Below are 23,748 nucleotides of genomic sequence, written 5' to 3'. Positions count from 1 at the left end.
GGTACTTTACCCGAGAAACGAGCTTTACGCGGTTTCTACCGTCGGAAAACTTTTCACCAGGTCGTCCAGTTGCTTGAGCTGGGCCAGGAACGGCTCCAGCTTGTCCAGGCGCAGGGCGCACGGACCGTCGCACTTGGCGTTGTCCGGATCCGGATGGGCCTCGAGGAACAGGCCTGCCAGGCCCTGGCTCATGCCGGCCTTGGCCAAGTCGGTGACCTGGGCGCGACGGCCGCCTGCGGAGTCTGCGCGACCACCCGGGGTCTGCAGCGAGTGGGTCACGTCGAAGAACACCGGGTACTCGAACTGCTTCATGATGCCGAAGCCGAGCATGTCCACGACCAGGTTGTTGTAGCCGAAGCTCGAACCGCGCTCACAGAGGATGAGCTGGTCGTTGCCGGCCTCGACGCACTTGGCGAGGATGTGCTTCATCTCGTGGGGCGCCAGGAACTGCGCCTTCTTGATGTTGATCACGGCACCGGTCTTGGCCATGGCCACGACCAGGTCGGTCTGGCGCGACAGGAAGGCCGGCAACTGGATGATGTCGCAGACCTTGGCCACCGGCTCGCACTGGTAGGGCTCGTGCACGTCGGTGATCACCGGCACGTTGAAGGTCTGCTTGATCTCCTCGAAGATCTTCAGGCCTTCTTCCATGCCGGGGCCGCGGTACGAGTTGACCGACGAACGGTTGGCCTTGTCGAAGCTGGCCTTGAACACGTACGGGATGCCGAGCTTCTCGGTCACCCGCACGTACTCCTCGCAGACCTTCAGGGCCAGGTCACGGGACTCCAGGACGTTCATGCCGCCGAACAGGACGAACGGCTTGTCGTTGGCGATCTCGATGTTACCGACGCGAATGATCTTCTGAGTCATGGATCAGGCCTTGTTCTTCTGTGCCAGGGCAGCCTTGACGAAGCCGCTGAACAGCGGGTGGCCGTCACGCGGGGTCGAGGTGAATTCCGGGTGGAACTGGCAAGCGACGAACCATGGGTGCTCCTTGGACTCGACCACTTCGACCAGCGCGCCGTCCTCGGAACGGCCGGAAACCACCAGGCCAGCGTCGACCAGCTGCGGCAGCAGGTTGTTGTTGACCTCGTAGCGGTGACGGTGACGCTCGGTGATCACGTCCTTGCCGTAGCAGTCGTGAACCTTGGAGCCGGCCGCCAGCTGGCAGTCCTGGGCGCCCAGGCGCATGGTGCCGCCCAGGTCGGAGGCTTCGGTACGGGTCTCGACCGCGCCGGTGGCATCGGCCCACTCGGTGATCAGGCCGACGACCGGGTGGCCGCTGTTGCGGTCGAACTCGGTGGAGTTGGCGTCTTTCCAGCCCATCACGTTGCGGGCGAACTCGATCACGGCCACCTGCATGCCGAGGCAGATGCCCAGGTACGGGACCTTGTTCTCACGGGCATACTGCACCGCAGTGATCTTGCCTTCCACGCCGCGCAGGCCGAAACCGCCCGGGACCAGGATGGCATCGGCGCCTTCGAGCAGGCTGGTGCCCTGGTTCTCGATGTCTTCGGAGTCGATGTAGCGCAGGTTGACCTTGGTCCGGTTGGTGATACCGGCGTGGCTCATCGCTTCGATCAGCGACTTGTACGCGTCCAGCAGCTCCATGTACTTGCCGACCATGGCGATGGTCACTTCCTGCTCAGGGTTGAGCTTGGCGTCGACGACCTTGTCCCACTCGGACAGGTCGGCGCTGTTGCACTGCAGGCCGAAGCGCTCGACGACAAAGTCGTCCAGGCCCTGGGCGTGCAGGACGCCTGGGATCTTGTAGATGGTGTCGACGTCTTCCAGCGAGATCACCGCACGTTCTTCGACGTTGGTGAACAGCGCGATCTTGCGACGCGACGACGCATCGACCGGGTGGTCGGAGCGGCAGATCAGCACATCTGGCTGCAGGCCGATGGAGCGCAGCTCCTTGACCGAGTGCTGGGTCGGCTTGGTCTTGGTCTCGCCGGCGGTGGCGATGTACGGGACCAGGGTCAGGTGCATCAGCATGGCGCGCTTGGAGCCCACTTCGACGCGCAGCTGGCGGATCGCCTCGAGGAACGGTTGCGACTCGATGTCACCCACGGTGCCGCCGATCTCGACCAGCGCGACGTCGGCATCGCCGGCGCCCTTGATGATACGGCGCTTGATCTCGTCGGTGATGTGCGGGATGACCTGGATGGTCGCGCCCAGGTAATCACCACGACGCTCCTTGCGCAGCACGTGCTCGTAGATACGGCCGGTGGTGAAGTTGTTGTTCTGGGTCATCGTGGTGCGGATGAACCGCTCGTAGTGGCCCAGGTCGAGGTCGGTCTCGGCGCCGTCATGGGTGACGAATACTTCACCGTGCTGGAACGGGCTCATGGTGCCCGGGTCGACGTTGATGTACGGGTCCAGCTTGAGCATGGTGACTTTGAGCCCCCGCGCTTCCAGGATGGCCGCCAGGGAAGCCGAGGCAATGCCTTTCCCCAATGAAGAAACAACACCGCCCGTGACGAATATGTAGCGCGTCATGAAAAACCCTAGAAGTCTGCGTTAAGGCGGCCAGCGCCGCCGGAGAAAGCGAAGGAAGGCCGAAGCCCCCGATCACCTGCGTCAATCACAGTGCATCTCGAAAAACTGCCGCGTCTGTACAGACCAGGGGTATCCCCGGCATGGAGCTCGCTCGTCATTTTAAGAAATCAGCCCAGCAAAAAACTGCTTGGTAATCGGCAACTCCTGTGTTTTTGCGCAACCCACAGAAGCTGTATCAAGAAGGGAGGGTAGTCTACCTGAATGTACCCTTCAGCTCAAACCTTGCACGTTCGTCGGCGGCTGCCAATGCAGCTGGCAATCCGCCTGCGCCAGCTCGGGCAGGTTGGCCACCGCCAGCAACTGCTCGCCGCGATACAGCAGCGGCAGGCGCGGGCGCACGAAGTGCGGGACCTGCAGTTCATTGAGCAGGCGCTTGAGATCGCGCCGACCGCGGCCGGACAACTGCATGATCTCGCCGCCCTGGCGATAGCGGATGTGCAGGCCTTCACCTGACGGGCCCGACATCAGGCGAACGCTGCCATTACCCGGCAGGCGCAACGGTTGCCCGCTGTCGAGCCAGGGGTAATCACCCGACACCGCAGCCAGCCAATCGCCACTCAGCCACCAGATACGCCCATGGCTGCGATGCAGTTCGCCGTCGGTCAGACACCAGACCGGACAGGCATCGGCTGCCGCATCGCGCAGATCGTTCCAGCCGGCCCAGTGGCGGCTGTCGGGCAGGCGGGTGCGCTGGCTGAGCCAGAACTGCAAGGCATTGCGTTGACGCGCCAGGGACAGTGCGGTGAGCGCCTCGAATCTGAGTGAATCCAATTCCAACCAGGGCAGCGGCGCATTGTCGCAGGCACTCGCCAGGTCGCTGGCGGCCAGCTCATCCAGCAGGCCCAATGCCTCGCCCAGGTGTTCCGCGCTGCGCGCCAGATTGGCTTCGGCCTGGGGCCAGCGCTGGCGCAGCATCGGCAAGACCTCGCCACGGAGGAAGTTGCGGGCGAAGGTGGTGTCGCTGTTGGAAGGGTCGTCGACCCATACCAGCCCGTGCCTGTCGGCGTAAGCCTGCAACTGCTGGCGCGACAGCCCCAGCAACGGGCGCACCAGCCTGCCCTGCCCTAGCGGCCGCTGTTGCGGCATGGCGGACAACCCACGCAGGCCGGCGCCGCGCAGCAGGCGAAACAGCAGGGTTTCGGCCTGATCGTCACGGTGCTGGCCGGTGAACAGCACCTCGCCTGCGCCCAGCCGTTTTTCGAAGGCGCCGTAGCGGGCATTGCGGGCCGCCTGCTCCAGGCTGGCGCCGGGGGCGACCTGGACAGAAATCACATCAAGATCGACACCCAGGGCGGCGCACACCGCTCGACAGTGATCGGGCCAGGCATCGGCGGCGGCTTGCAGGCCGTGGTGGACATGGATCGCGCGCAAGGGCGGCGTTGAATGGTGGCGGGCGTATTCGGCGAGCTGGTGCAGGAGGACGGTGGAGTCCAGGCCGCCGGAGAAGGCGACGTACCAGGCGGGGGCGTTGAGCCAGGGGGTGAGTTGCGCAGTGAGGTCGAGCATAGCAGTCCCTCTTCAAATCGCATCGCGGGGCAAGCCCGCTCCCACGCTACAGAACGTGGGAGCGGGCTTGCCCCGCGATCGAGGGCGTCAGACTACGATCAGAGGCCGTAGCTCATCAGGCGATCGTAACGGCGCTTGAGCAGCGCGTCGTTGTCGAGCTTGCCGAGCATGTCCAGCTGTTCGATCAGGTCGGCGCGAACGCTCGCCGCCATCTTCGCCGGATCACGGTGGGCACCGCCCAGCGGCTCCGGGATGACCTTGTCGACGATGTTCAGGCTCTTCAGGCGCTCGGCGGTAACGCCCATGGCCTCGGCGGCATCAGCCGCGCGGTCGGCGGTCTTCCACAGGATCGAGGCGCAACCTTCCGGCGAGATCACCGAGTAGGTGGAGTACTGCAGCATGTTCAGCTGGTCGCACACGCCGATGGCCAGCGCACCGCCGGAACCACCCTCACCGATCACGGTGGCGATGATCGGCGTCTTCAGGCGCGCCATCACGCGCAGGTTCCAGGCGATGGCCTCGCTCTGGTTGCGCTCTTCGGCGTCGATGCCCGGGTAGGCGCCCGGGGTATCGATGAAGGTCAGGATCGGCATCTTGAAGCGCTCGGCCATTTCCATCAGGCGGCAGGCCTTGCGGTAGCCTTCAGGGCGCGGCATGCCGAAGTTGCGGCGTACCTTCTCGCGTACTTCACGGCCCTTCTGGTGACCGATGACCATGACCGGCTTGTCGTTCAGGCGCGCGGTGCCACCAACGATGGCCGCGTCGTCGGCAAAGTGACGATCGCCGTGCAGCTCCTCGAACTCGGTGAAGATGTGGTCAATGTAGTCGAGGGTGTACGGACGGCGAGGATGACGGGCCAAGCGGGCGATCTGCCAGCTGGTCAGGTTGCCGAAGATGCTCTCGGTCAGGGTGCTGCTCTTGTCCTGCAGACGGGCAATTTCATCGCTGATGTTCAGCGAGTTGTCGTTGCCCACCAGGCGCAGCTCTTCGATCTTGGCTTGCAGGTCGGCAATCGGCTGTTCGAAATCGAGGAAATTCGGGTTCATAGGCTTCCGTCTTGGGTCTACGGCCAGGCGGCCGGCCGGTTGATCCGTTTGGCGCCCTACCTTAAGGGATCAGGCGCATAAAGGTCGAGATTAAAATGCGTCGTTTCAACGGTATTGCAGGAAGACGTTCTCACGCCCGAACTGGTCACGCAGTGCCTGAATCAGGCCATCGGCCGGGTCGATCGACCACTGGTCGCCGAACTGCAGCATGGCTTTGGCGTCGCTGCCGGTGTACTCCAGGGTGATCGGGCAACCACCGCGGTGGCGGGTGATCAGCTCGCCCAGCCACTTCAGCCGATCGCCCTTGAGGGCGTCGTGGCCGACCTTCAGGCGCAGGCTCTCGGCCAGCTTGGTCCGGGCGTCCTCCATGGTCATCACGGTCTTGACCCGCAGGCGCAGGCCGCCAGAGAAGTCGTCGTTGCTCACCTCCCCTTCCACCACCACCATGGCGTCGGTCTGCAGCAAGGCCTGGGCGCCCATGAAGGCATCGGCGAACAGCGAGGCCTCGATACGCCCGGAACGGTCATCCAGGGTGACGAAACCCATCTTGTCACCCTTCTTGTTCTTCATCACCCGCAGGGCAATGATCATGCCGGCGATGGTCTGCGTGTCCCGCGCCGGCTTGAGGTCGACGATGCGCTGGCGGGCGAAGCGGCGGATCTCGGTCTCGTATTCGTCGATAGGATGACCGGTCAGGTACAGGCCGAGGGTGTCTTTCTCACCCTTGAGGCGCTCCTTGAGGGTCAGCTCGCGCACCTTGCGATGGTTGGCGTAGACATCGACATCCGCCTCGTCGAACATGCCGCCGAACAGGTCGACGTGGCCACTGTCCGCGGTATGGGCGGCCTGCTCGGCAGCCTTGACCGCCTCGCCCAGCGCCGACAGCAAGGTCGCACGGTTGATGTCGATGTTGGCCTGATAAGCCTTGATCTCGTCATGGAAGTGCGGCCCCAGGCGGTCCAGCGCACCACTGCGGATCAGCGCGTCGAGGGTCCGCTTGTTGACCCGCTTGAGGTCGATCCGTTCACAGAAGTCGAACAGGTCCTTGAACGGGCCACCCTGGGCACGGGCTTCGACGATCGCCTCGACCGGCCCTTCACCCACGCCCTTGATCGCGCCCAGGCCATAAACGATGCGCCCGTCATTGTTGACGGTGAACTTGAAGTCGGAGAAGTTCACGTCCGGCGCGTCCAGGCGCAGCTTCATGCTGCGCACTTCCTCGACCAGCACCACCACCTTGTCGGTGTTGTGCATATCCGCCGACAGCACCGCGGCCATGAACGGCGCCGGGTAGTGGGTCTTCAGCCAGGCGGTCTGGTATGACACAAGGCCATAGGCGGCGGAGTGGGATTTGTTGAAGCCGTAGCCGGCGAATTTCTCTACCAGGTCGAAAATGTTACCGGCCAGGTCCGCATCGATGTTGTTGGCCACGCAGCCTTCGATAAAACCACCGCGCTGCTTGGCCATCTCCTCGGGCTTTTTCTTGCCCATGGCCCGACGCAGCATGTCGGCGCCACCGAGGGTGTAGCCGGCCATCACCTGGGCGATCTGCATCACCTGTTCCTGGTACAGGATGATGCCGTAGGTTGGCGCGAGTACCGGCTTGAGGCCTTCGTACTGGTAGTCGGAGTGCGGGTAGGCCAGCTCTGCCCGGCCGTGCTTGCGGTTGATGAAGTCGTCGACCATGCCCGATTGCAGCGGGCCCGGACGGAACAGCGCCACCAGTGCGATGAGGTCTTCCAGGCAGTCGGGCTTGAGCTTCTTGATCAGCTCCTTCATGCCACGGGATTCGAGCTGGAACACCGCCGTGGTCTCGGCTTTCTGCAGCAGCTCGTAGGTCTTGCGGTCGTCCAGCGGGATGAAGTCGATGTTGACGTCGGGCAGGTTCTTCTTGGCCTGCTCGCGGTTGATGATCTCCATCGCCCACTTGATGATGGTCAGGGTCCGCAGGCCGAGGAAGTCGAACTTCACCAGGCCCGCGGCCTCGACGTCATCCTTGTCGAACTGGGTCACCAGGCCGCCGCCCTCTTCGTCACAGGCGATCGGCGAAAAATCGGTGAGCTTGGTCGGCGCGATCACCACGCCACCGGCGTGCTTGCCGGTACCGCGGGTGACACCTTCGAGCTTGAGGGCCATGTCCCAGATCTCGCGGCCGTCCTCGTCACTCTTGAGGAAGTCGCGCAGGATCTCTTCCTGCTCGTAGGCCTTCTCCAGGGTCATGCCCACTTCGAACGGGATCATCTTCGACAGGCGGTCGGCCAGGCCGTAGGACTTGCCCTGCACCCGCGCCACGTCGCGCACCACCGCCTTGGCGGCCATGGTGCCGAAGGTGATGATCTGGCTCACCGCGTTACGCCCGTAGGCCTCGGCCACGTAGTCGATCACCCGGTCGCGGCCATCCATGCAGAAGTCGACGTCGAAGTCGGGCATGGAAATACGTTCAGGGTTGAGGAAGCGCTCGAACAGCAGGTCATAGGCCAGCGGGTCGAGGTCGGTGATCTTCAGTACATAGGCCACCAGGGAACCGGCACCCGACCCCCGGCCCGGACCAACCGGCACGTCGTTGTTCTTCGCCCACTTGATGAAGTCCATAACGATCAGGAAGTAACCGGGGAAGCCCATCTGGATGATGATATCCAGCTCGAACTTCAGGCGGTCCAGGTAGACCTGGCGCTTCTCTTCGTAGTTGGGCGTGGTCTCCTTCGGCCAGAGCACCGCGAGGCGCTCCTCCAGGCCTTCGTGGGAGACATGGCGCAGGTAGTCGTCGATACCCATGCCGTTGGGCGTGGGGAAATCGGGGAGGAAGTACTTGCCCAGCTGCACGGTGATGTTGCAGCGCTTGGCGATCTCCACGGTGTTGGCGATGGCGTCCGGCAGGTCGCTGAACAGCTCGGCCATCTCTTCGGGCGACTTGAGGTACTGCTGGTCGCTGTAGCCACGTGGGCGGCGCGGGTCGTCGAGGGTCCAGCCCTCGCCGATGCACACGCGGGTCTCGTGGGCATCGAAGTCAGACTGCTTGATGAAGCGCACGTCGTTGGTCGCCACCAGCGGCGCGCCGAGCTTGTCGGCCAGGGCCACGGCGGCGTGCACGTATTCTTCGTCACCGGCGCGATTGGTGCGCTGCAGCTCGACGTAGAAACGATCCGGGAACATGCCCATCCAATCGCCGAGCAGCGCCTCGGCCTCGTCCTGGCGTCCGGCCATCAGGGCCACGCCGATATCGCCTTCCTTGCCTGCGGACAGGGCGATCAGCCCCTCGCTGGCCGGGGCGATCCAGTCGCGCTGGATGATCACCAGGCCATTGCGCTGGCCGTCGGTCCAGCCACGGGAGATCAGCTCGGTGAGGTTGCGATAGCCCTTGGGGTTCATGGCCAGGAAGCAGATGCGCGACAGCGGTGCCTCGGGATCGGCCCCGGCCAGCCAAAGGTCGGCGCCGCAGATCGGCTTGATGCCGGCGCCCATGGCGGTCTTGTAGAACTTCACCAGCGAGCACATGTTGCTCTGGTCGGTGATCGCCACCGCCGGCATGTTCATCCCGGCCAGGGCCTTGGCCAGCGGCTTGATCCGCACCAGGCCGTCGACCAGGGAGAATTCGGAGTGCACGCGAAGGTGAACGAAGGAGACCGACATGGAGGATCCTGTAGCAGTGCTGAACGACAAGGGCGGGATTGTAGCGTATTGCTCTTCGCTTGCCTCGCCTGGAGGTCAGCGGTTGATTGCAGAATGCATCGCGGGGCAAGCCCGCCCCCACACAGCTCGGCGTAGGAGCGGGCTTGCCCCGCGATGAATGGCGCCGATCAGATCAGCGAGGTGGAAATGCCTTCACGGGCTTCCCATGCGGCCCGAACAGGCGCGAACGAGCGCCGATGAATGGGCGTCGGCCCAAGACGGGCCAGGGCCTCGAGGTGCACCGGGGTCGGATAACCCTTGTGCCCGCCGATCCCGTAACCCGGGTAGATCAGCTCGAACTCGCTCATCTCGCGGTCACGGGTGACCTTGGCCAGGATCGAGGCCGCCGCGATCGCTGGCACCTGGGAGTCGCCCTTGACCACCGGCGCCGCCGGCACGGCCAGCTTCGGGCAACGGTTGCCGTCGATCAGCGCCAGTTTCGGCGTGATGTGCAGCCCTTCGACCGCGCGCTGCATGGCCAGCATGGTGGCCTGGAGGATGTTCAGGCGATCGATCTCCTCGACCTCGGCCCGGGCGATGCAAAAGCTCAGGGCCTTTTCGCGGATCTCGTCGAACAGCGCGTCGCGCTTGGCCTCGGTGAGTTTCTTCGAGTCGTTCAGGCCGAGGATCGGCCGGCGCGGGTCGAGAATCACCGCCGCGGTGACCACCGCGCCGCACAGCGGGCCACGGCCCACTTCATCGACGCCGGCCACCAGTTCTTCAACCAGGTTGAAATCCAGTCCCATCTGCATGTCAGCGGTCCTTCAACAGGGCGAGCACCGCGTCGGCCGCCTGGTTGGAGGCGTCGCGGCGCAGGGTGCGGTGGATCTGGTCGAAGCTGTCGGTCTGCTGCGAGCCGTCCTTGACCAGCGGTGCCAGGGTCTGCGCCAGGGCTTCGCTGGTGGCGGCGTCCTGCAGCAGCTCCGGTACCAGCAGGCGCTGGGCCAGCAGGTTGGGCAGCGACACGTACGGGCTCTTGACCATGCGCTTGAGGATCCAGTACGTCAGCGGTGCCAGGCGGTAGGCCACCACCATCGGTCGCTTGTACAGCATCGCTTCCAGGGTGGCGGTGCCGGAGGCGATCAGCACCGCGTCACAGGCGGCCAGCGCCTGGTGCGAGCGGCCATCCAGCAGGGTCAGCGGCAACTCGCGCCCTTCGAGCATCTGCTCGACCTGGGCACGCCGGGTGGCATTGGCGCACGGCAGCACGAAGCGCACGCCGGGCACCAGCTCGCGCAGGCGCTGGGCGGCATCGAGGAACAAGGCACCCAAGCGCCCCACCTCACCACCCCGGCTGCCGGGCATCAGCGCGATCACCGGGCCTTCGCCCAGCCCCAGTTCGGCACGCGCCGCGCCACGGTCGGCCTCCAGGGGAATCGTGTCCGCCAGCGGATGGCCGACGAAACGCACCGGCACGCCCTGCTCTTCATAGAAGCGCGCCTCGAACGGCAGCAGGGTGAGCATCAGGTCGCAACCCTCGCGAATCTTCAGCACGCGCTTCTGCCGCCAGGCCCAGACCGACGGGCTGACGTAATGCACCGTCTTGATCCCGGCCTGGCGCAGCTTGAGTTCGATATTGAGGGTGAAATCAGGGGCGTCGATGCCGATGAACACGTCGGGCTTTTCGCCGATCAGTGTCTGGATCAGCTCCTTGCGCCGCTTGAGCAGCTCGCGCAGGCGCCCGAGCACCTCGACCAGGCCCATGACGGCCAGGCGTTCCATCGGAAAGTAGGAGGTCATGCCCTCGGCTTCCATCAAGGGACCGCCAACACCGATGAACCGTACATCGGGATGACGTGCCTTGATGGCGCGCATCAGGCCGGAACCGAGAATGTCGCCGCTGGCCTCGCCCGCGACCAGCGCCACGCAGAGCTGGGCCATGTCAGCGGGTGATGCCGCGTGCGGAATTGGCGATCGATTGGCGGAACAGGTCGACTTCGGGGAACTGCGTGACCAGCTCATCCAGTTCCTTGAGCGCTTCTTCGACGGTCAGGCCCTGGCGGTAGACGATCTTGTAGGCGCGGCGCAGGGCGTGCAGCACTTCGTCGCTGAAACCGCGACGGCGCAGGCCTTCGAAGTTCATGCTGCGCGCCTCGGCCGGGCTGCCGAACACGGTGACGTAGGCCGGTACGTCCTTGCCGATCGCGGTGCCCATGCCGGAAAACGCGTGGGCGCCGATATGGCAGTACTGGTGCACCAGCGTGTAGCCGGACAGGATCGCCCAGTCGCCGACATGCACATGGCCCGCCAGCGCGGTGTTGTTGACCAGGATGCAGTGATTGCCGATGACGCTGTCGTGGCCGATGTGGGCATAGGCCATGATCAGGTTGTGATCGCCCAGGGTCGTTTCCGAACGGTCCTGCACGGTGCCGCGGTGGATGGTGACACCCTCGCGGATCACGTTGTGGTCTCCGATCACCAGGCGCGTCGGCTCACCCTTGTACTTCAGGTCAGGAGTGTCTTCGCCGATCGAGGAAAACTGGTAGATGCGGTTGTGCTTGCCGATACGGGTCGGCCCCTTGAGCACCACGTGAGGACCGATGACGGTACCCTCCCCGATTTCCACATCGGGGCCTACGATCGACCAGGGGCCGACCTCGACGCCCTCGGCCAACTTGGCCGAGGGATCGATGATCGCCCTTGGGTCAATCGAACTCATAGGGAGCGTTCCGCGCAGGTGATCTCGGCCGAGCAGACCGGCTTGCCGTCCACCAGGGCCCGGCACTCGAATTTCCAGATCATGCTCTTGCGGCTGAGGAACTTGGCTTCCAGCACCAGCTGGTCGCCCGGCAGCACCGGCTGGCGGAAGCGCAGCTTGTCGGAGCCGACGAAGTAGTAGAGGGTGCCGTCCGCCGGCTTGGCGTCGAGCATCTTGAATCCGAGAATCCCGGCCGCCTGGGCCATCGCCTCGATGATCAGTACGCCCGGCATGATTGGATGCGCCGGGAAGTGGCCATTGAAGAACGGCTCGTTGATGCTGACATTCTTGTAGGCACGAATGCTTTGGGCCTCGAAGTCCAGGTCCGTCACACGGTCCACCAGCAGGAACGGGTAACGGTGAGGCAGGTATTCGCGAATCTCGTTGATGTCCATCATTTCGGGGGGAAGCCTGTATAAGAATAGGGAGCGCAGGTGCTGACCACACGCTCCTTTTGCAGATCCAAAGAGGAGCCAGCTAGCGACTGTAACGCTTGCTCAGTAAATGGTATCAGCCTTCTGATGTCGGCTGGCCACCTGAGGTCACGGTGTCGACACGCTTTTCCAGCTGCTGGAGACGCTTGGACATCTCGTCCAGCTGGCGAATGCGAGCGGCGCTCTTGCGCCACTCGGCCAAGGGTTGCATGGCCGTACCGGAAGAATAGCCACCCGGCTCGGTAATCGAGCGGGTCACCATGGTCATGCCGGAAACGAAGACATTGTCGCAGACGTCGATGTGGCCGACCATCCCGACGCCGCCGGCAATCATGCAATGCTTGCCGATGCGGGTGCTGCCGGAAATCCCGACGCAGGCCGCCATCGCCGTGTGGTCGCCGACCTGCACGTTGTGGGCGATCTGGATCTGGTTGTCGAGCTTGACGCCATCGCCGATACGGGTGTCCGACAGCGCGCCGCGGTCTACTGCGGTGTTCACGCCGATCTCCACATCATCACCCAGGGTGACGCCGCCGATCTGCGCAATCTTGCGCCAGATACCCTTCTCGTTGGCAAAGCCGAAGCCCTCGCCACCGATCACCGCGCCAGACTGGATGACCACGCGCTTGCCGATGGTCACGTCGTGATACAGCGTGACCCGTGGGGCCAGCCAGCCACCCTCGCCGATGACGCAGCGGGCACCGACGAAGCAGTGCGCGCCGACCGTCACATTGGCGCCAATGCGCGCGCCGCTCTCGATCACCGCGAACGGGCCGATGCTGGCGCTGGCATCCACCTGGGCATCCTCGGCTACCACGGCGCTGGGATGGACTCCCGCCACAGCCTTGGGCTTCGGATCGAACAGGTGTGAAATGCGTGCATAGGCCAGGTAAGGGTCGGGAACGATCAGGGCGTTGCCGGCAAAACCTTCGGCGTCCTCGGCCTTGAGCAATACCGCGCTGGCCGAGGAGTCGTCCAGGAACTTGCGGTACTGCTTGTTGGCCAGGAAGCTCAACTGCCCGGAACCGGCCTCCTGCAAGGTGGCCAGCCCGGTGATCTGCAGCGCCTCGGGGCCTTTGAGTTCGGCCCCGAGGGCCTCGGCCAGCTGGCCGAGCGTCATGGTCACGGTCATATCAACGGGCTTGGTTCATGCGCTCGATGACCTGGCGGGTGATGTCGTACTGCGGTTTGACATCGATGACCGCGCCACGCTCCAGAACCAGGTCGAAACCGCCCTTCTTGATCACTTCCTCGACAGCGCCGTCGAGTTTCGGCTTGAGCTGCTTGAGCATGTCGCGATCGGCCACGGCCTTGGCTTCGTTAAGCTCCTTGGACTGGAACTGGAAGTCGCGGGCTTTTTGCTTGAACTCGAGCTCCAGGCGTTCACGCTCAGGCTGAGGCATCTTGTCGCCGCCCTTGATCAGGCGATCCTGGATACCCTTGGCGCTGCTTTCCAGGCCCTTGAGCTTGGTCAGTTGCGGGCCGAACTTCTTCTCGGCGTCAACGGCGTACTTCTTGGCCGCGTCGGATTCCAGCAGGGCCATCTGATAGTTCAGCACGGCAACTTTCATTTCGGCGAAAGCCGGGGTGGCGACCAGCGCCGCGGCCACGAGGGCCAGTTGGGTCAACTTACGCACGATGCACTCCTGGATAATCCGTTGTCGTTATGCAAGGGCCGACCTCAGAAGGTCTGGCCCAGAGAGAATTGGAACACTTGCGTGTCGGCGTCGTCCGGTTTCTTGATCGGCATCGCCAGGCTGAAGCTCAACGGGCCCAGCGCGGTGATCCAGGTCACGCCCAGACCGACCGAGCTGGCCATGTCCGAGAAACCGACCTTGGTGCAATCGGGCTTCGAGCCGCAGTTGGTGTCGAACACGTTACCCACGTCCCAGAACACGGACGTGCGCAGCGAACGCTGATCCTTGACGAACGGCAGCGGGAACAGCAGCTCCACGCCACCCTGGACGAGGACGTTACCACCGAACGGCAGTGGATCCTGGTCCGGGTCGGCGATGGTGCCCTGGTTGCCGGTCACCGCAGCGCCACGGCTCGGGGTACTGCGTGGGCCCAGGGTGCTGTCCTTGAAGCCGCGCACGGAGTTGAAGCCGCCCGCGTAGTAGTTTTCATAGAACGGCAGGCCGGAGGTCGAGCCGAAACCATCACCATAGCCCAGTTCGGTGTGCAGGCGCAGGGTGTAGTCGTTGTTGATTGGCTTGAACAGCTGGCCGCGGTAGTCGAGCTTGTAGAACGACAGGTCGCTGCCCGGCACGGTGGTTTCCAGGGTCAGGCTCTGGGAGTGACCGCGGGTAGCCAGTACGCCTTTGTTCAGGGTCGACTCGGACCAGCCGATCGAGGCCTTGAAGTTCAGGAAGTTGTCGCCCTCGTCCTGGAGGAACTTGAAGATCTCGTCGACGGTGTAGCGGCCGGTCTTGATCTTGTCCTGCTGCACGGTCAGGCCGTAGGTCAGGCGCGAAGTCTCGCTGATCGGGTAGCCGAGGCTGACACCGGCACCGAGGCTGTCCACCGCATAGCTGGCCACGTCGACGTCGAGGTCGTCGTAGTCGGTGCTGCGGTAGAAGGCGTTGTAGCCCAGGCTCACGCCATCGGCGGTGAAGTAGGGATCGACATAGCCGAAGTTGTAGCGGGTCTGGTATTCGGAACGGGTCAGGCCGATGGAGACCTTGTTACCGGTACCGAGGAAGTTGTTCTGGCTGATCGAGCCACCCAGGATCAGGCCGGCGCTCTGGGCGAAACCGACGCTGGCGGTGATCGAGCCGGAGGCCTGCTCTTCGACGCTGTAGTTCACGTCGACCTGGTCGTCGGTGCCCGGTACCGGCGGCGTCTCGACGTTGACTTCCTTGAAGAAGCCCAGGCGCTCGAGGCGAGTCTTGGACTGGTCGATCAGGTAGGTCGAGGCCCAGCCACCTTCCATCTGACGCATTTCGCGACGCAGCACTTCGTCTTCGGTCTTGGTGTTGCCGCGGTAGTTGATGCGGTTGACGTAGGCACGCTTGCCCGGATCGACGACGAACATGATGTCGACGGTGTGATCCTGGTCGTTCGGCTGCGGCACGCCGTTGACGTTGGCGAAGGTGTAGCCTTCGTTGCCCAGACGACGGGTGATCAGGTCGGAAGTGGTGGTCATCACCTTGCGCGAGAATACCTGGCCCGGCTGCACCAGCAGCAGCGACTTGACCTGGTCTTCCGGCACTTTCAGGTCACCGGACAACTTCACGTCGCGGACGGTGTACTTCTCGCCCTCGTTGATGTTGACGGTGATGTAGACGTGCTTCTTGTCCGGGGTGATCGACACCTGGGTGGACGCGATGTCCATGTTGATGTAGCCGCGGTCCAGGTAGTAGGAACGCAGGCGCTCCAGGTCACCGGAGAGTTTTTCCCGGGCGTACTTGTCGTCGTTCTTGAAGAACGACAGCCAGTTGGTGGTCTTGAGCTCGAACAGCTGGCCGAGGGTCTCGTCGTCGAAGACCGTGTTGCCCACCACGTTGATGTGCTGGATCGCGGCCACGGTGCCTTCGTTGATCTTGATCTTCAGGCCGACGCGGTTGCGCGGCTGCGGCACGACCTCGGCGTCGACCTCGGCGGAGTAGCGGCCCTGGGCCACGTACTGGCGCTGCAGTTCGTTACGCACGCCTTCCAGCGTCGCGCGCTGGAAGATCTCGCCTTCGGCCAGGCCCGACTGTTTCAGGCCCTTCATCAGGTCTTCGGTGCTGATCGCCTTGTTGCCTTCGATCTCGATGCTCGACACCGAGGGGCGCTCGACCACGTTGATGATCAGGACATTGCCGTCGCGGTTCAGCTGGATGTCCTGGAAGAAGCCGGTCTTGAACAGCGAGCGGGTCGATTCGACCAGACGGCGGTCGTCGACCTGGTCACCGACGTTCAGCGGCAACGCGCCGAACACGCTGCCGGCGGACACCCGCTGCAGGCCGTTGACACGAATATCGGAGATGGTGAAGGACTCGGCGTGAACTTCAGCGATCATCAGTGCGGAGAGCACCGCAGTTAGCAGCAGACGTTTCATGAAGTCCTTTTATTCCAACTGGCAATAAACAACCTGCCGCGACAAGGCGGCAGGTTTTCGCGATTGAGCGAAGCTTTTATAGTCGACCCAGATCGTTGATCAGGGCGAGCAACATCACCCCGACGACCAAACTGATACCGATCTGGACCCCCCAACCTTGCACCCGATCCGAGAGCGGACGACCGCGCGCCCACTCGATCAGGTAGAACAGCAAATGCCCCCCATCCAGTACCGGGATGGGCAGCAGGTTCAGAACCCCCAGGCTTATGCTCAGGTAGGCCAGGAAATTCAGGAAATCCCCAACGCCCGACTGGGCTGAAGCGCCCGCCACTTTAGCAATGGTTATCGGTCCGCTCAAGTTTTTTACCGAGAGCTCCCCGAACAGCATTTTCTTCAGCGATTCGAGGGTCAGGACGCTCATGTTCCAGGTGCGGGAAAGTCCCTCGCCGACTGCTTCCAGCGGCCCATAGCTGACCTCGCGGAGCATCTTCGCCGGCCACTCGGCGGCCTTGACCCCAGCGCCCAGATAGCCGCCGGAAGCCTGGCCCTCGCCTTTGCGCGCCAGGGTGACGGCAACCTCGAGTGGCGCGCCGTCGCGCTCGATGCGCAGGCTGACCTTTTTCTCGGGACGGGCGCGGACCGCGTCGACCACCTGCTGCCAGTCGGCCAGCTCCACGCCGTCGAGCGCCAGCAGCCTGTCACCGGTCTTGAGCCCGGCCGCCGCCGCTGGCCCCTTCGGATCGATCTCGGCCAGCACCGGCACCACCGCCGGACGCCAGGGGCGCAGGCCAAGGGACTGGATAGGCTCCGGCTCGTCGACGCCCTTGAGCCAATGATTCAGGGAAACATCGAGCTGGCGCTCGGTGGTCGCGCCCTCGTCGAGCACCCCGACCCGCAGCGTGCCGCTCTCGCCGAGGCGGCGCACCAGTTGCAGGTTGACCGCTGACCAGCCATTGGTCGGTTCGCCATCGATGGAGACGATTTCCTGGCCGACGCTCAGGCCGGCACTGGCCGCCAGGCTTCCGGCCTCGACGCCACCGATGACCGGACGCACCTGCTGCGAACCCAGCATGGCCACCACCCAGAAGAACAGGATGGCGAGCAGGAAGTTGGCGATGGGACCGGCGGCCACGATAGCGATGCGCTGACGGACCGACTTGCGGTTGAACGACTGCTCGACCAGTGCCGGCGGGACCTCGCCCTCGCGCTCGTCGAGCATCTTGACGTAGCCGCCCAAGGGGATCGCGGCGACGACGAACTCGGTGCCGTGCCGGTCATGCCAGCGCACCAGCGGCGTGCCGAAGCCAACCGAGAAGCGCAGGACCTTGACCCCGCAACGCCGCGCCACCCAGAAGTGGCCGAACTCGTGGAAGGTAACCAGTACACCCAGTGCAATCAGGGTACCGACAATCATGTAGAGCGCAGTCATGTCCAATCTCCGGATGACATTCGGCGGAGTCGGCCGCAGGCTTCAGCGGCCGTGGCGTCGCAGCCATTCCCGGGACAGCTCCCGGGCACGCTGGTCGGCGGCGAACACCGCCTCGAGGGTGGGCAATGCCACCACGGGCTCCTGGTCGAGCACCTGTTCGATCATAACCGCGATCTCCGGGAAGCGGATACGCCGCTGGAGAAACGCCTCGACGGCCACTTCGTTGGCGGCGTTGAGCACCGCCGGCGCGCTGTTGCCCGCCTCGGCAGCCTGACGCGCCAGGCGCAGGCATGGGAAGCGCTGTTCGTCGGGCGCCTGGAAATCCAGACGGGCGATGGCGAACAGGTCCAGCGGCGCGACGCCCGAATCGATACGCTCCGGCCAGGCCAGGGCGTTGGAGATCGGCGTGCGCATGTCCGGGTTGCCCAGCTGGGCAAGCACCGAGCCATCGACGTAATCCACCAGCGAGTGAATGACGCTCTGCGGGTGCACCACCACTTCAATCTGCGACGGCTTGGCATCGAACAGCCAGCAGGCCTCGATCAGTTCCAGGCCTTTGTTCAGCATGCTGGCCGAGTCAACCGAGATCTTGCGACCCATGGACCAGTTCGGGTGCGCGCAGGCCTGCTCCGGTGTTACATCCAGCAATGCTTCAGCAGGGGTTTCGCGGAACGGTCCACCGGAGGCGGTCAGCAGGATCCGGCGCACGCCAACAGCGCCCAGGCCACGGGCGTAATCGCCGGGCATGCACTGGAAGATCGCGTTGTGCTCGCTGTCGATCGGCAGCAACACCGAACCACTGCGATGCACTGCATCCATGAACAAGGCCCCGGACATCACCAGGGCCTCCTTGTTGGCCAGCAGCACCTTCTTGCCCGCCTCGACCGCGGCCAGGGTCGGGCGCAGGCCGGCGGCGCCGACGATGGCCGCCATCACGGTATCCACCTCGGACGCAGCGGCTACCTGGCACAACCCGGCCTCGCCCTCGAGCACCTCGGTGGCGCAGCCCGCTGCGGCCAGCCCCTGACGCAGGCGCATGGCCGCCTCGGCGTTCGGCACCACGGCGAACGCCGGACGATGACGCTCGCACAGGGCCAGCAGTTCGTCGATTCGCGAATAGCCGCTCAGGGCGAACACCTGGTAACGGTCAGGGTGTCGAGCAATGACGTCCAGCGTGCTCAGGCCGATGGAGCCTGTGGCCCCCAGCACGGTTATGCGTTGCACGGCACTCACATCACACCCCACTCAGCCGCCCACAGCAGCACGGCAAACATCGGAATCGCCGCGGTCAGGCTGTCGATGCGATCGAGCACGCCGCCATGACCCGGCAGCAGGCTGCTGCTGTCCTTGATGCCTTCACGGCGCTTGAACATGCTTTCAGTCAGGTCGCCGACCACCGAGGACATCACTACAACGACAGCCCCCAGCAGCCCCAGCAGCACCTGGCCAATACTCCAGTCGCGGGCGAAACCCACGGCCAGGGTGATCAGCAGGCTGACCGCGAGACCGCCATAGACGCCCTCCCAGCTCTTGCCCGGGCTGACCTGCGGCGCCAGCTTGCGCTTGCCGAAGGCCCGGCCGGAGAAGTACGCGCCGATATCGGCAGCCCAGACCAGCACCATGACCGCCAGGATCAGCCAGTTGCCCAGCGGCCAGTGCTTGAGCAGCACCAGGCCCTGCCAGGCAGGCAGCAGTACCAACAGGCCGATCAGCAGGCGACAGGCGGCGCTGCTCCACAGCTCGCCGCTACGCGGGTAGGTCAGCACCAGCCAGGTGGCCAGGGCCCACCAGATCACCGAGGCGCCCAGCACCCAGGGCGCGAGGTCGGGCATCAGGTAGAGCAGCATCAGGCCGCCCGCCACCACGGCGGCGTAGGCGATGCGCAGCGGCTGCGCCACCAGGCCGGCCAGGCGTGCCCACTCCCAGGCGCCGAGCGTTACCACGAAGCCGATGAACAGGGCGAAATCCCCGCCGTTGAGCAGGAAGAAACCACCCAACGCGATCGGCAGCAGGATCAGCGCGGTAATGATGCGTTGTTTAAGCATTAAGCACGGGCTCCGGCTTCGACCTGCTCGCTGGTCTTACCGAAGCGGCGCTGGCGCGAAGCGAAATCGGCCAGCGCGTTGCGCATGGCCTCGTGTTTGAAGTCCGGCCAGTAGAGGTCGGAGAAGTACAGCTCGGCGTAGGCCAGCTGCCACAACAGGAAGTTGCTGATGCGGTGCTCGCCGCCGGTGCGGATGCACAGGTCGGGCAACGGCAGGTCGCCGGTGGCCAGGCAGGTCTGCAGCAGGTCCGGGGTAATGTCCTCGGGGCGCAGGTGGCCGGCCTGGACTTCCCGCGCCAGGCGCTGCGCGGCCTGGGCGATGTCCCACTGGCCGCCGTAATTGGCGGCGATCTGCAGGATGAAGCGGTTGCTGCCCACCGTCGCCGCTTCGGCTTCGCGCATCGCCGCCTGAAGCTCAGGGTGGAAGCGCGAGCGATCACCGATGATGCGCAGGCTGATGTTGTTGTCGTTCAGGCGCTTGGCCTCGCGACGCAATGCCGAGAAGAACAGCTCCATCAGCGCGCCGACCTCCTCGGCCGGACGCTGCCAGTTCTCGCTGGAGAAGGCGAAGAGCGTGAGCACCTCGACCTTGGCCTCGGCGCAGACTTCGATCACCGCGCGAACGGCATCCACGCCGGCCTTGTGGCCGGCGACGCCGGGCAGAAGACGCTTCTTCGCCCAGCGGTTGTTGCCATCCATGATGATCGCGACATGACGCGGCACCGAGCCCGGTGCCGCCGACTTGGTCTTTTCCATTAAGAGAGCAACCCTGGCCTCAAACGGCCATCAGGTCCTTTTCCTTGGCCTTGAAGGCGGCATCGACTTCAGCGACGAACTTGTCGGTCAGCTTCTGGATCTCGTCAGCCGCGCGACGCTCTTCGTCCTCGCTGATTTCCTTGTCCTTGGTCAGCTTCTTCAGGTCGGCCAGGGCATCGCGACGCACGTTGCGCACAGCGACCTTGGCGTCCTCGGCAACGCCGCTGGCCTGCTTGGTGTAGCCCTTGCGGGTTTCCTCGGTCAGGGCCGGCATCGGCACACGGATGGTGGTGCCGGCGCTGGACGGGTTCAGGCCCAGGTCGGAGGTCAGGATGGCCTTCTCGATGGCGGCGCTGAGGTTCTTGTCGTGGGCGACGATCTTCAGGGTACGGGCGTCCTCGACGGTGATCGCGGCCACCTGGTTCAGCGGCATGTCGCTGCCCCAGGCCGGCACCTTGACGCTGTCCAGGATGCTTGGGTGGGCGCGACCGGTACGGATCGCCGCCAGGTTGCGGGCCAGGGCCTCGAGGGACTTGCCCATGCGCTCCTGGGCGTCTTTCTTGATGTCGTTGATCATTTTTGAACTTCCTCGATCAGAGTTCCTTCCGCACCACCATGCACAATGTTGAGCAGGGCGCCGGGCTTGTTCATGTTGAAGACGCGCAGCGGCATCTTGTGATCGCGGCAAAGGCAGATTGCCGTGAGGTCCATTACGCCCAGCTTGCGATCCAGCACTTCATCGTAGGACAGATGATCGAACTTCTCGGCATGCGGGTCCTTGAATGGATCTGCAGTGTATACACCATCGACCTTGGTTGCCTTCAATACCACGTCGGCATCGATTTCGATGGCGCGCAGGCAAGCGGCGGAGTCGGTGGTGAAGAACGGGTTGCCGGTACCGGCAGCGAAGATCACGACTTCCTTGGAGTTCAGGTGGCGCATGGCCTTGCGGCGATCGTAGTGATCGGTCACGCCCACCATGGAGATGGCCGACATGACGATGGCGGTGATGTTCGCCCGCTCCAGCGCGTCGCGCATGGCCAGGCCGTTCATCACGGTGGCCAGCATGCCCATGTGGTCACCGGTAACGCGGTCCATGCCGGCTGCACTGAGCGCCGCGCCACGGAACAGGTTGCCGCCACCGATCACCAGGCCGACCTGAACGCCGATGCCGACCAGCTGGCCGACTTCCAGCGCCATGCGATCCAGGACCTTGGGGTCGATCCCGAACTCTTCCGAGCCCATCAGGGCCTCGCCGCTAAGTTTGAGTAGAATGCGTTTATAGCGAGCCTGATGACCACTGCCCTGCTGAGCCATTGCGAATCTCTCCTGCGGCGTTTGTAAAAATCTGGCGGGCTGTTTCAGCCTGCGCGTAACTCTAGCGTGACGCACTTCATGCGTCAGCGAGCAACGGTCTCGTGAACCGCTCCCGCTTTGACAAAGAGGCTGCGCGCGTAAGCGGGCAGCCTCTTCGGGGCGACAGACGAATCCGTCTTACTGCTTGGCGGCAGCTACCTGGGCGGCAACTTCGGCAGCGAAGTCGTCAACCGGCTTCTCGATGCCTTCGCCGACCTTGAAGTAGGTGAAGGAAACGATTTCAGCACCGGCTTTCTTGGCCAGCGCGCCGACTTTGACTTCCGGATCCATGACGAAGGCTTGCTCTTTCAGCGAGGCTTCGGCTTTGAACTTGGAGATACGACCGTTGATCATGTTCTCAACGATGTTTTCCGGCTTGCCAGCGATCTTGTCGGCGTTCAGCTGCAGGAAGACGTTCTTCTCGCGCTCGATGGCCTCGGCGGAGATTTCCGACGCGTCCAGGAACTCTGGGTTCGAGGCTGCAACGTGCATGGCGATGTTCTTGGCCAGATCGACGTCGCCGCCTTTCAGGACAACAACGGCACCGATCTTGTTGCCGTGCAGGTAGGCACCGACAACGTCACCCTCAACGCGCACCAGGCGACGGATGTTGACGTTCTCGCCGCACTTGGCAACCAGGGCTTCACGGGCGGCTTCACGCGAGGCGATCAGCGGAGCGGCGTCGGTCAGCTTCTGGGCGAAGGCTTCTTCGATGCTTTCGGCAACGAAGTTCTTGAAGTCGTCTTGCAGGGCCAGGAAGTCGGTCTGCGAGTTCACTTCCAGCAGAACGGCGGATTTACCGTCGGTCTTGACGGCGATAGCGCCTTCAGCAGCGACGTTGCCAGCCTTCTTGGCGGCCTTGATGGCGCCCGAGGCACGCATGTCGTCAATGGCTTTCTCGATGTCGCCGCCGGCCTTTTCCAGGGCCTTTTTGCAATCCATCATGCCTTCGCCGGTACGCTCGCGCAGTTCTTTGACCAGCGCCGCAGTAATTGCTGCCATTTCAAAATCCTCTTGGAAAGTTTTTCAACCATTCCACCCGCTCGTCACGGGCGTTAAATTCTGCAAATCGCTGCTTTTATATCAGCTCGCCCATGATGCGGGGTCGTTGCTGACAGCAGGATTTCAAGGTGGCAAAAAGGGGGCCAAGCCCCCTTTTTGCGTGCCAAGTAGACGCCAGGCGTCAATTACTCAGCAGCAGGTGCAGCCGCTTCTTCAGCGTAGACTTCAGTGCCGCCGGCAACGTTGTTGCGGCCGCGGATGACGGCGTCAGCCATCGAAGTCATGTACAGCTCGATGGCGCGGATGGCGTCATCGTTACCTGGGATGATGTAGTCAACACCTTCCGGGCTGCTGTTGGTATCGACAACGCCGATGACCGGGATGCCCAGTTTGTTGGCTTCGGTGATGGCAATGCGCTCGTGGTCGACGTCGATCACGAACAGAGCATCAGGCAGGCCGCCCATGTCCTTGATACCACCCAGGCTGCGGTCCAGCTTTTCCAGATCGCGCGAACGCATCAGGGCTTCTTTCTTGGTCAGCTTGGCAAAGGTGCCGTCTTCGGCCTGGGTTTCCAGGTCGCGCAGACGCTTGATCGAGGCGCGGATGGTCTTGTAGTTGGTCAGCATGCCGCCCAACCAACGGTGATCAACGTATGGCGAACCGCAACGAGCAGCTTGCTCGGCGACGATCTTGCCGGCGGAACGCTTGGTGCCGACGAACATGATCTTGTTCTTGCCCTGGGCCAGGCGCTCTACGAAGGACAGAGCTTCGTTGAACATTGGCAGGGTTTTTTCCAGGTTGATGATGTGGATCTTGTTACGCGCGCCGAAAATGTACTTGCCCATTTTCGGGTTCCAGTAACGGGTCTGGTGGCCGAAGTGCACACCGGCCTTCAGCATATCGCGCATGTTGACTTGGGACATGATAGTTCCTTGATAAGTCGGGTTGGGCCTCCACGTATCCCAATGACCAACCCGTGCTTCCAGGGAAACCGGGCACCCAGGCCATCGTGTCGACACGTGTGTGGGTTTGAGCTGACGGAGGACATCCCCCGAAAGCGGCGCATTTTATACCACAGGCCGAGCGCGAACGGAACCCGGATGATGCTTCGTCCGTCAGTGGCTTTTGCAGCACCCGTGCTTTGCGGCCAGAATGCCTTCAATAGACCACCGGATCCACGGGACTCTCCCGACAGATCGCCGCC

The 23,748-nt window shown here is 63.7% G+C and carries 20 protein-coding genes; all 20 read right to left on the bottom strand.

The genetic code is table 11. The annotated features are described in order from the left end of the window. Nucleotides 1-24: 24 nt before the first annotated feature. The 20 genes from kdsA to rpsB all read right to left on the bottom strand — a co-directional run bounded on the left by kdsA (nt 25) and on the right by rpsB (nt 23,467). A complete protein-coding gene (gene kdsA / locus HU751_RS09040; protein ID WP_028690660.1) occupies nt 25-870 on the bottom strand; it encodes a 3-deoxy-8-phosphooctulonate synthase in 846 nt (281 codons plus the stop codon). Between the two features lie 3 nt (nt 871-873). Further along, the gene (pyrG, locus tag HU751_RS09035; protein WP_186714670.1) at nt 874-2,502 is read right to left on the bottom strand and encodes a CTP synthase; all 1,629 of its coding nucleotides are present in this window, start codon (nt 2,500-2,502) and stop codon (nt 874-876) included. Nucleotides 2,503-2,772: 270 nt separating this feature from the next. Further along, nucleotides 2,773-4,068 carry a tRNA lysidine(34) synthetase TilS gene (gene tilS / locus HU751_RS09030; protein ID WP_186734222.1) on the bottom strand — a complete coding sequence of 432 codons (1,296 nt, stop codon included), beginning with the start codon at nt 4,066-4,068 and terminating at the stop codon, nt 2,773-2,775. Nucleotides 4,069-4,166: 98 nt separating this feature from the next. Further along, complete coding sequence (locus tag HU751_RS09025; protein ID WP_186714672.1) at nt 4,167-5,114, bottom strand: acetyl-CoA carboxylase carboxyltransferase subunit alpha; 948 nt, start codon at nt 5,112-5,114, stop codon at nt 4,167-4,169. Between the two features lie 105 nt (nt 5,115-5,219). After that, entirely contained in the window at nt 5,220-8,744 is a 3,525-nt protein-coding gene (gene dnaE, locus HU751_RS09020) for a DNA polymerase III subunit alpha (RefSeq protein WP_186734223.1), read from the bottom strand. 167 nt (nt 8,745-8,911) lie between these two features. Continuing rightward, nucleotides 8,912-9,535, bottom strand: a complete 624-nt coding sequence (rnhB, locus tag HU751_RS09015; protein WP_186714674.1) for a ribonuclease HII — start codon at nt 9,533-9,535, stop codon at nt 8,912-8,914. 1 nt (nt 9,536) lies between these two features. Continuing rightward, nucleotides 9,537-10,664, bottom strand: coding sequence for a lipid-A-disaccharide synthase (lpxB, locus tag HU751_RS09010; RefSeq protein ID WP_186734224.1), 1,128 nt, complete (start codon nt 10,662-10,664; stop codon nt 9,537-9,539). A gap of 1 nt (nt 10,665) precedes the next feature. Beyond that, a complete protein-coding gene (lpxA, locus tag HU751_RS09005; RefSeq protein WP_028690667.1) occupies nt 10,666-11,442 on the bottom strand; it encodes an acyl-ACP--UDP-N-acetylglucosamine O-acyltransferase in 777 nt (258 codons plus the stop codon). Beyond that, on the bottom strand, nt 11,439-11,879 hold the full coding sequence (gene fabZ / locus HU751_RS09000; RefSeq protein ID WP_003252314.1) for a 3-hydroxyacyl-ACP dehydratase FabZ: 441 nt from the start codon (nt 11,877-11,879) through the stop codon (nt 11,439-11,441). The genes lpxA and fabZ overlap by 4 nt, the downstream gene beginning before the upstream one ends. 112 nt (nt 11,880-11,991) lie before the next feature. Beyond that, nucleotides 11,992-13,047 (bottom strand): UDP-3-O-(3-hydroxymyristoyl)glucosamine N-acyltransferase, encoded by a 1,056-nt coding sequence (lpxD, locus tag HU751_RS08995; RefSeq protein WP_186734225.1) that lies wholly within the window; start codon nt 13,045-13,047, stop codon nt 11,992-11,994. Between the two features lies 1 nt (nt 13,048). Further along, entirely contained in the window at nt 13,049-13,552 is a 504-nt protein-coding gene (locus tag HU751_RS08990; protein ID WP_023629834.1) for an OmpH/Skp family outer membrane protein, read from the bottom strand. Nucleotides 13,553-13,596: 44 nt separating this feature from the next. Beyond that, the gene (gene bamA, locus HU751_RS08985) at nt 13,597-15,957 is read right to left on the bottom strand and encodes an outer membrane protein assembly factor BamA (RefSeq protein ID WP_028690670.1); all 2,361 of its coding nucleotides are present in this window, start codon (nt 15,955-15,957) and stop codon (nt 13,597-13,599) included. 76 nt (nt 15,958-16,033) lie between these two features. Then, a complete protein-coding gene (rseP, locus tag HU751_RS08980) occupies nt 16,034-17,386 on the bottom strand; it encodes a sigma E protease regulator RseP (RefSeq protein WP_186734226.1) in 1,353 nt (450 codons plus the stop codon). Between the two features lie 42 nt (nt 17,387-17,428). After that, entirely contained in the window at nt 17,429-18,619 is a 1,191-nt protein-coding gene (gene ispC, locus HU751_RS08975) for a 1-deoxy-D-xylulose-5-phosphate reductoisomerase (protein WP_186734227.1), read from the bottom strand. Next, nucleotides 18,616-19,431, bottom strand: a complete 816-nt coding sequence (locus HU751_RS08970; protein WP_186734228.1) for a phosphatidate cytidylyltransferase — start codon at nt 19,429-19,431, stop codon at nt 18,616-18,618. The genes ispC and HU751_RS08970 overlap by 4 nt, the downstream gene beginning before the upstream one ends. Next, nucleotides 19,431-20,186, bottom strand: a complete 756-nt coding sequence (gene uppS / locus HU751_RS08965; RefSeq protein ID WP_028690674.1) for a polyprenyl diphosphate synthase — start codon at nt 20,184-20,186, stop codon at nt 19,431-19,433. Before uppS ends, HU751_RS08970 begins: the two co-directional genes overlap by 1 nt. Before the next feature lie 19 nt (nt 20,187-20,205). After that, complete coding sequence (gene frr / locus HU751_RS08960; RefSeq protein ID WP_028690675.1) at nt 20,206-20,763, bottom strand: ribosome recycling factor; 558 nt, start codon at nt 20,761-20,763, stop codon at nt 20,206-20,208. After that, nucleotides 20,760-21,503 carry a UMP kinase gene (pyrH, locus tag HU751_RS08955; RefSeq protein ID WP_028690676.1) on the bottom strand — a complete coding sequence of 248 codons (744 nt, stop codon included), beginning with the start codon at nt 21,501-21,503 and terminating at the stop codon, nt 20,760-20,762. Before pyrH ends, frr begins: the two co-directional genes overlap by 4 nt. 177 nt (nt 21,504-21,680) lie before the next feature. After that, complete coding sequence (tsf, locus tag HU751_RS08950; RefSeq protein WP_050704410.1) at nt 21,681-22,544, bottom strand: translation elongation factor Ts; 864 nt, start codon at nt 22,542-22,544, stop codon at nt 21,681-21,683. 185 nt (nt 22,545-22,729) lie between these two features. Further along, nucleotides 22,730-23,467: a 30S ribosomal protein S2 gene (gene rpsB, locus HU751_RS08945; protein WP_028690678.1), complete on the bottom strand. Its 738-nt coding sequence runs from the start codon at nt 23,465-23,467 to the stop codon at nt 22,730-22,732. Nucleotides 23,468-23,748 lie beyond the last annotated feature (281 nt).

This window comes from Pseudomonas peradeniyensis (assembly GCF_014268935.2).
In the GTDB taxonomy this organism is placed as follows: domain Bacteria; phylum Pseudomonadota; class Gammaproteobacteria; order Pseudomonadales; family Pseudomonadaceae; genus Aquipseudomonas; species Aquipseudomonas peradeniyensis.
Note: the sequence above shows the minus strand (reverse complement) of the source record. Positions and strands in the feature narration are given on the sequence as shown.

Excerpts from the sequence above, each read along its gene's own strand:
- lpxB (WP_186734224.1), bottom strand. The coding sequence starts at position 10,664 with ATGGCCCAGCTCTGCGTGGCGCTGGTCGCGGGCGAGGCCAGCGGCGAC.
- pyrG (WP_186714670.1), bottom strand. The coding sequence starts at position 2,502 with ATGACGCGCTACATATTCGTCACGGGCGGTGTTGTTTCTTCATTGGGG.
- kdsA (WP_028690660.1), bottom strand. The coding sequence starts at position 870 with ATGACTCAGAAGATCATTCGCGTCGGTAACATCGAGATCGCCAACGAC.
- rnhB (WP_186714674.1), bottom strand. The coding sequence starts at position 9,535 with ATGCAGATGGGACTGGATTTCAACCTGGTTGAAGAACTGGTGGCCGGC.
- frr (WP_028690675.1), bottom strand. The coding sequence starts at position 20,763 with ATGATCAACGACATCAAGAAAGACGCCCAGGAGCGCATGGGCAAGTCC.
- rseP (WP_186734226.1), bottom strand. The coding sequence starts at position 17,386 with ATGACTGCGCTCTACATGATTGTCGGTACCCTGATTGCACTGGGTGTA.
- dnaE (WP_186734223.1), bottom strand. The coding sequence starts at position 8,744 with ATGTCGGTCTCCTTCGTTCACCTTCGCGTGCACTCCGAATTCTCCCTG.
- fabZ (WP_003252314.1), bottom strand. The coding sequence starts at position 11,879 with ATGATGGACATCAACGAGATTCGCGAATACCTGCCTCACCGTTACCCG.
- HU751_RS09025 (WP_186714672.1), bottom strand. The coding sequence starts at position 5,114 with ATGAACCCGAATTTCCTCGATTTCGAACAGCCGATTGCCGACCTGCAA.
- uppS (WP_028690674.1), bottom strand. The coding sequence starts at position 20,186 with ATGGAAAAGACCAAGTCGGCGGCACCGGGCTCGGTGCCGCGTCATGTC.
- tsf (WP_050704410.1), bottom strand. The coding sequence starts at position 22,544 with ATGGCAGCAATTACTGCGGCGCTGGTCAAAGAACTGCGCGAGCGTACC.
- bamA (WP_028690670.1), bottom strand. The coding sequence starts at position 15,957 with ATGAAACGTCTGCTGCTAACTGCGGTGCTCTCCGCACTGATGATCGCT.
- lpxD (WP_186734225.1), bottom strand. The coding sequence starts at position 13,047 with ATGACCGTGACCATGACGCTCGGCCAGCTGGCCGAGGCCCTCGGGGCC.
- tilS (WP_186734222.1), bottom strand. The coding sequence starts at position 4,068 with ATGCTCGACCTCACTGCGCAACTCACCCCCTGGCTCAACGCCCCCGCC.
- rpsB (WP_028690678.1), bottom strand. The coding sequence starts at position 23,467 with ATGTCCCAAGTCAACATGCGCGATATGCTGAAGGCCGGTGTGCACTTC.
- lpxA (WP_028690667.1), bottom strand. The coding sequence starts at position 11,442 with ATGAGTTCGATTGACCCAAGGGCGATCATCGATCCCTCGGCCAAGTTG.
- HU751_RS08970 (WP_186734228.1), bottom strand. The coding sequence starts at position 19,431 with ATGCTTAAACAACGCATCATTACCGCGCTGATCCTGCTGCCGATCGCG.
- pyrH (WP_028690676.1), bottom strand. The coding sequence starts at position 21,503 with ATGGCTCAGCAGGGCAGTGGTCATCAGGCTCGCTATAAACGCATTCTA.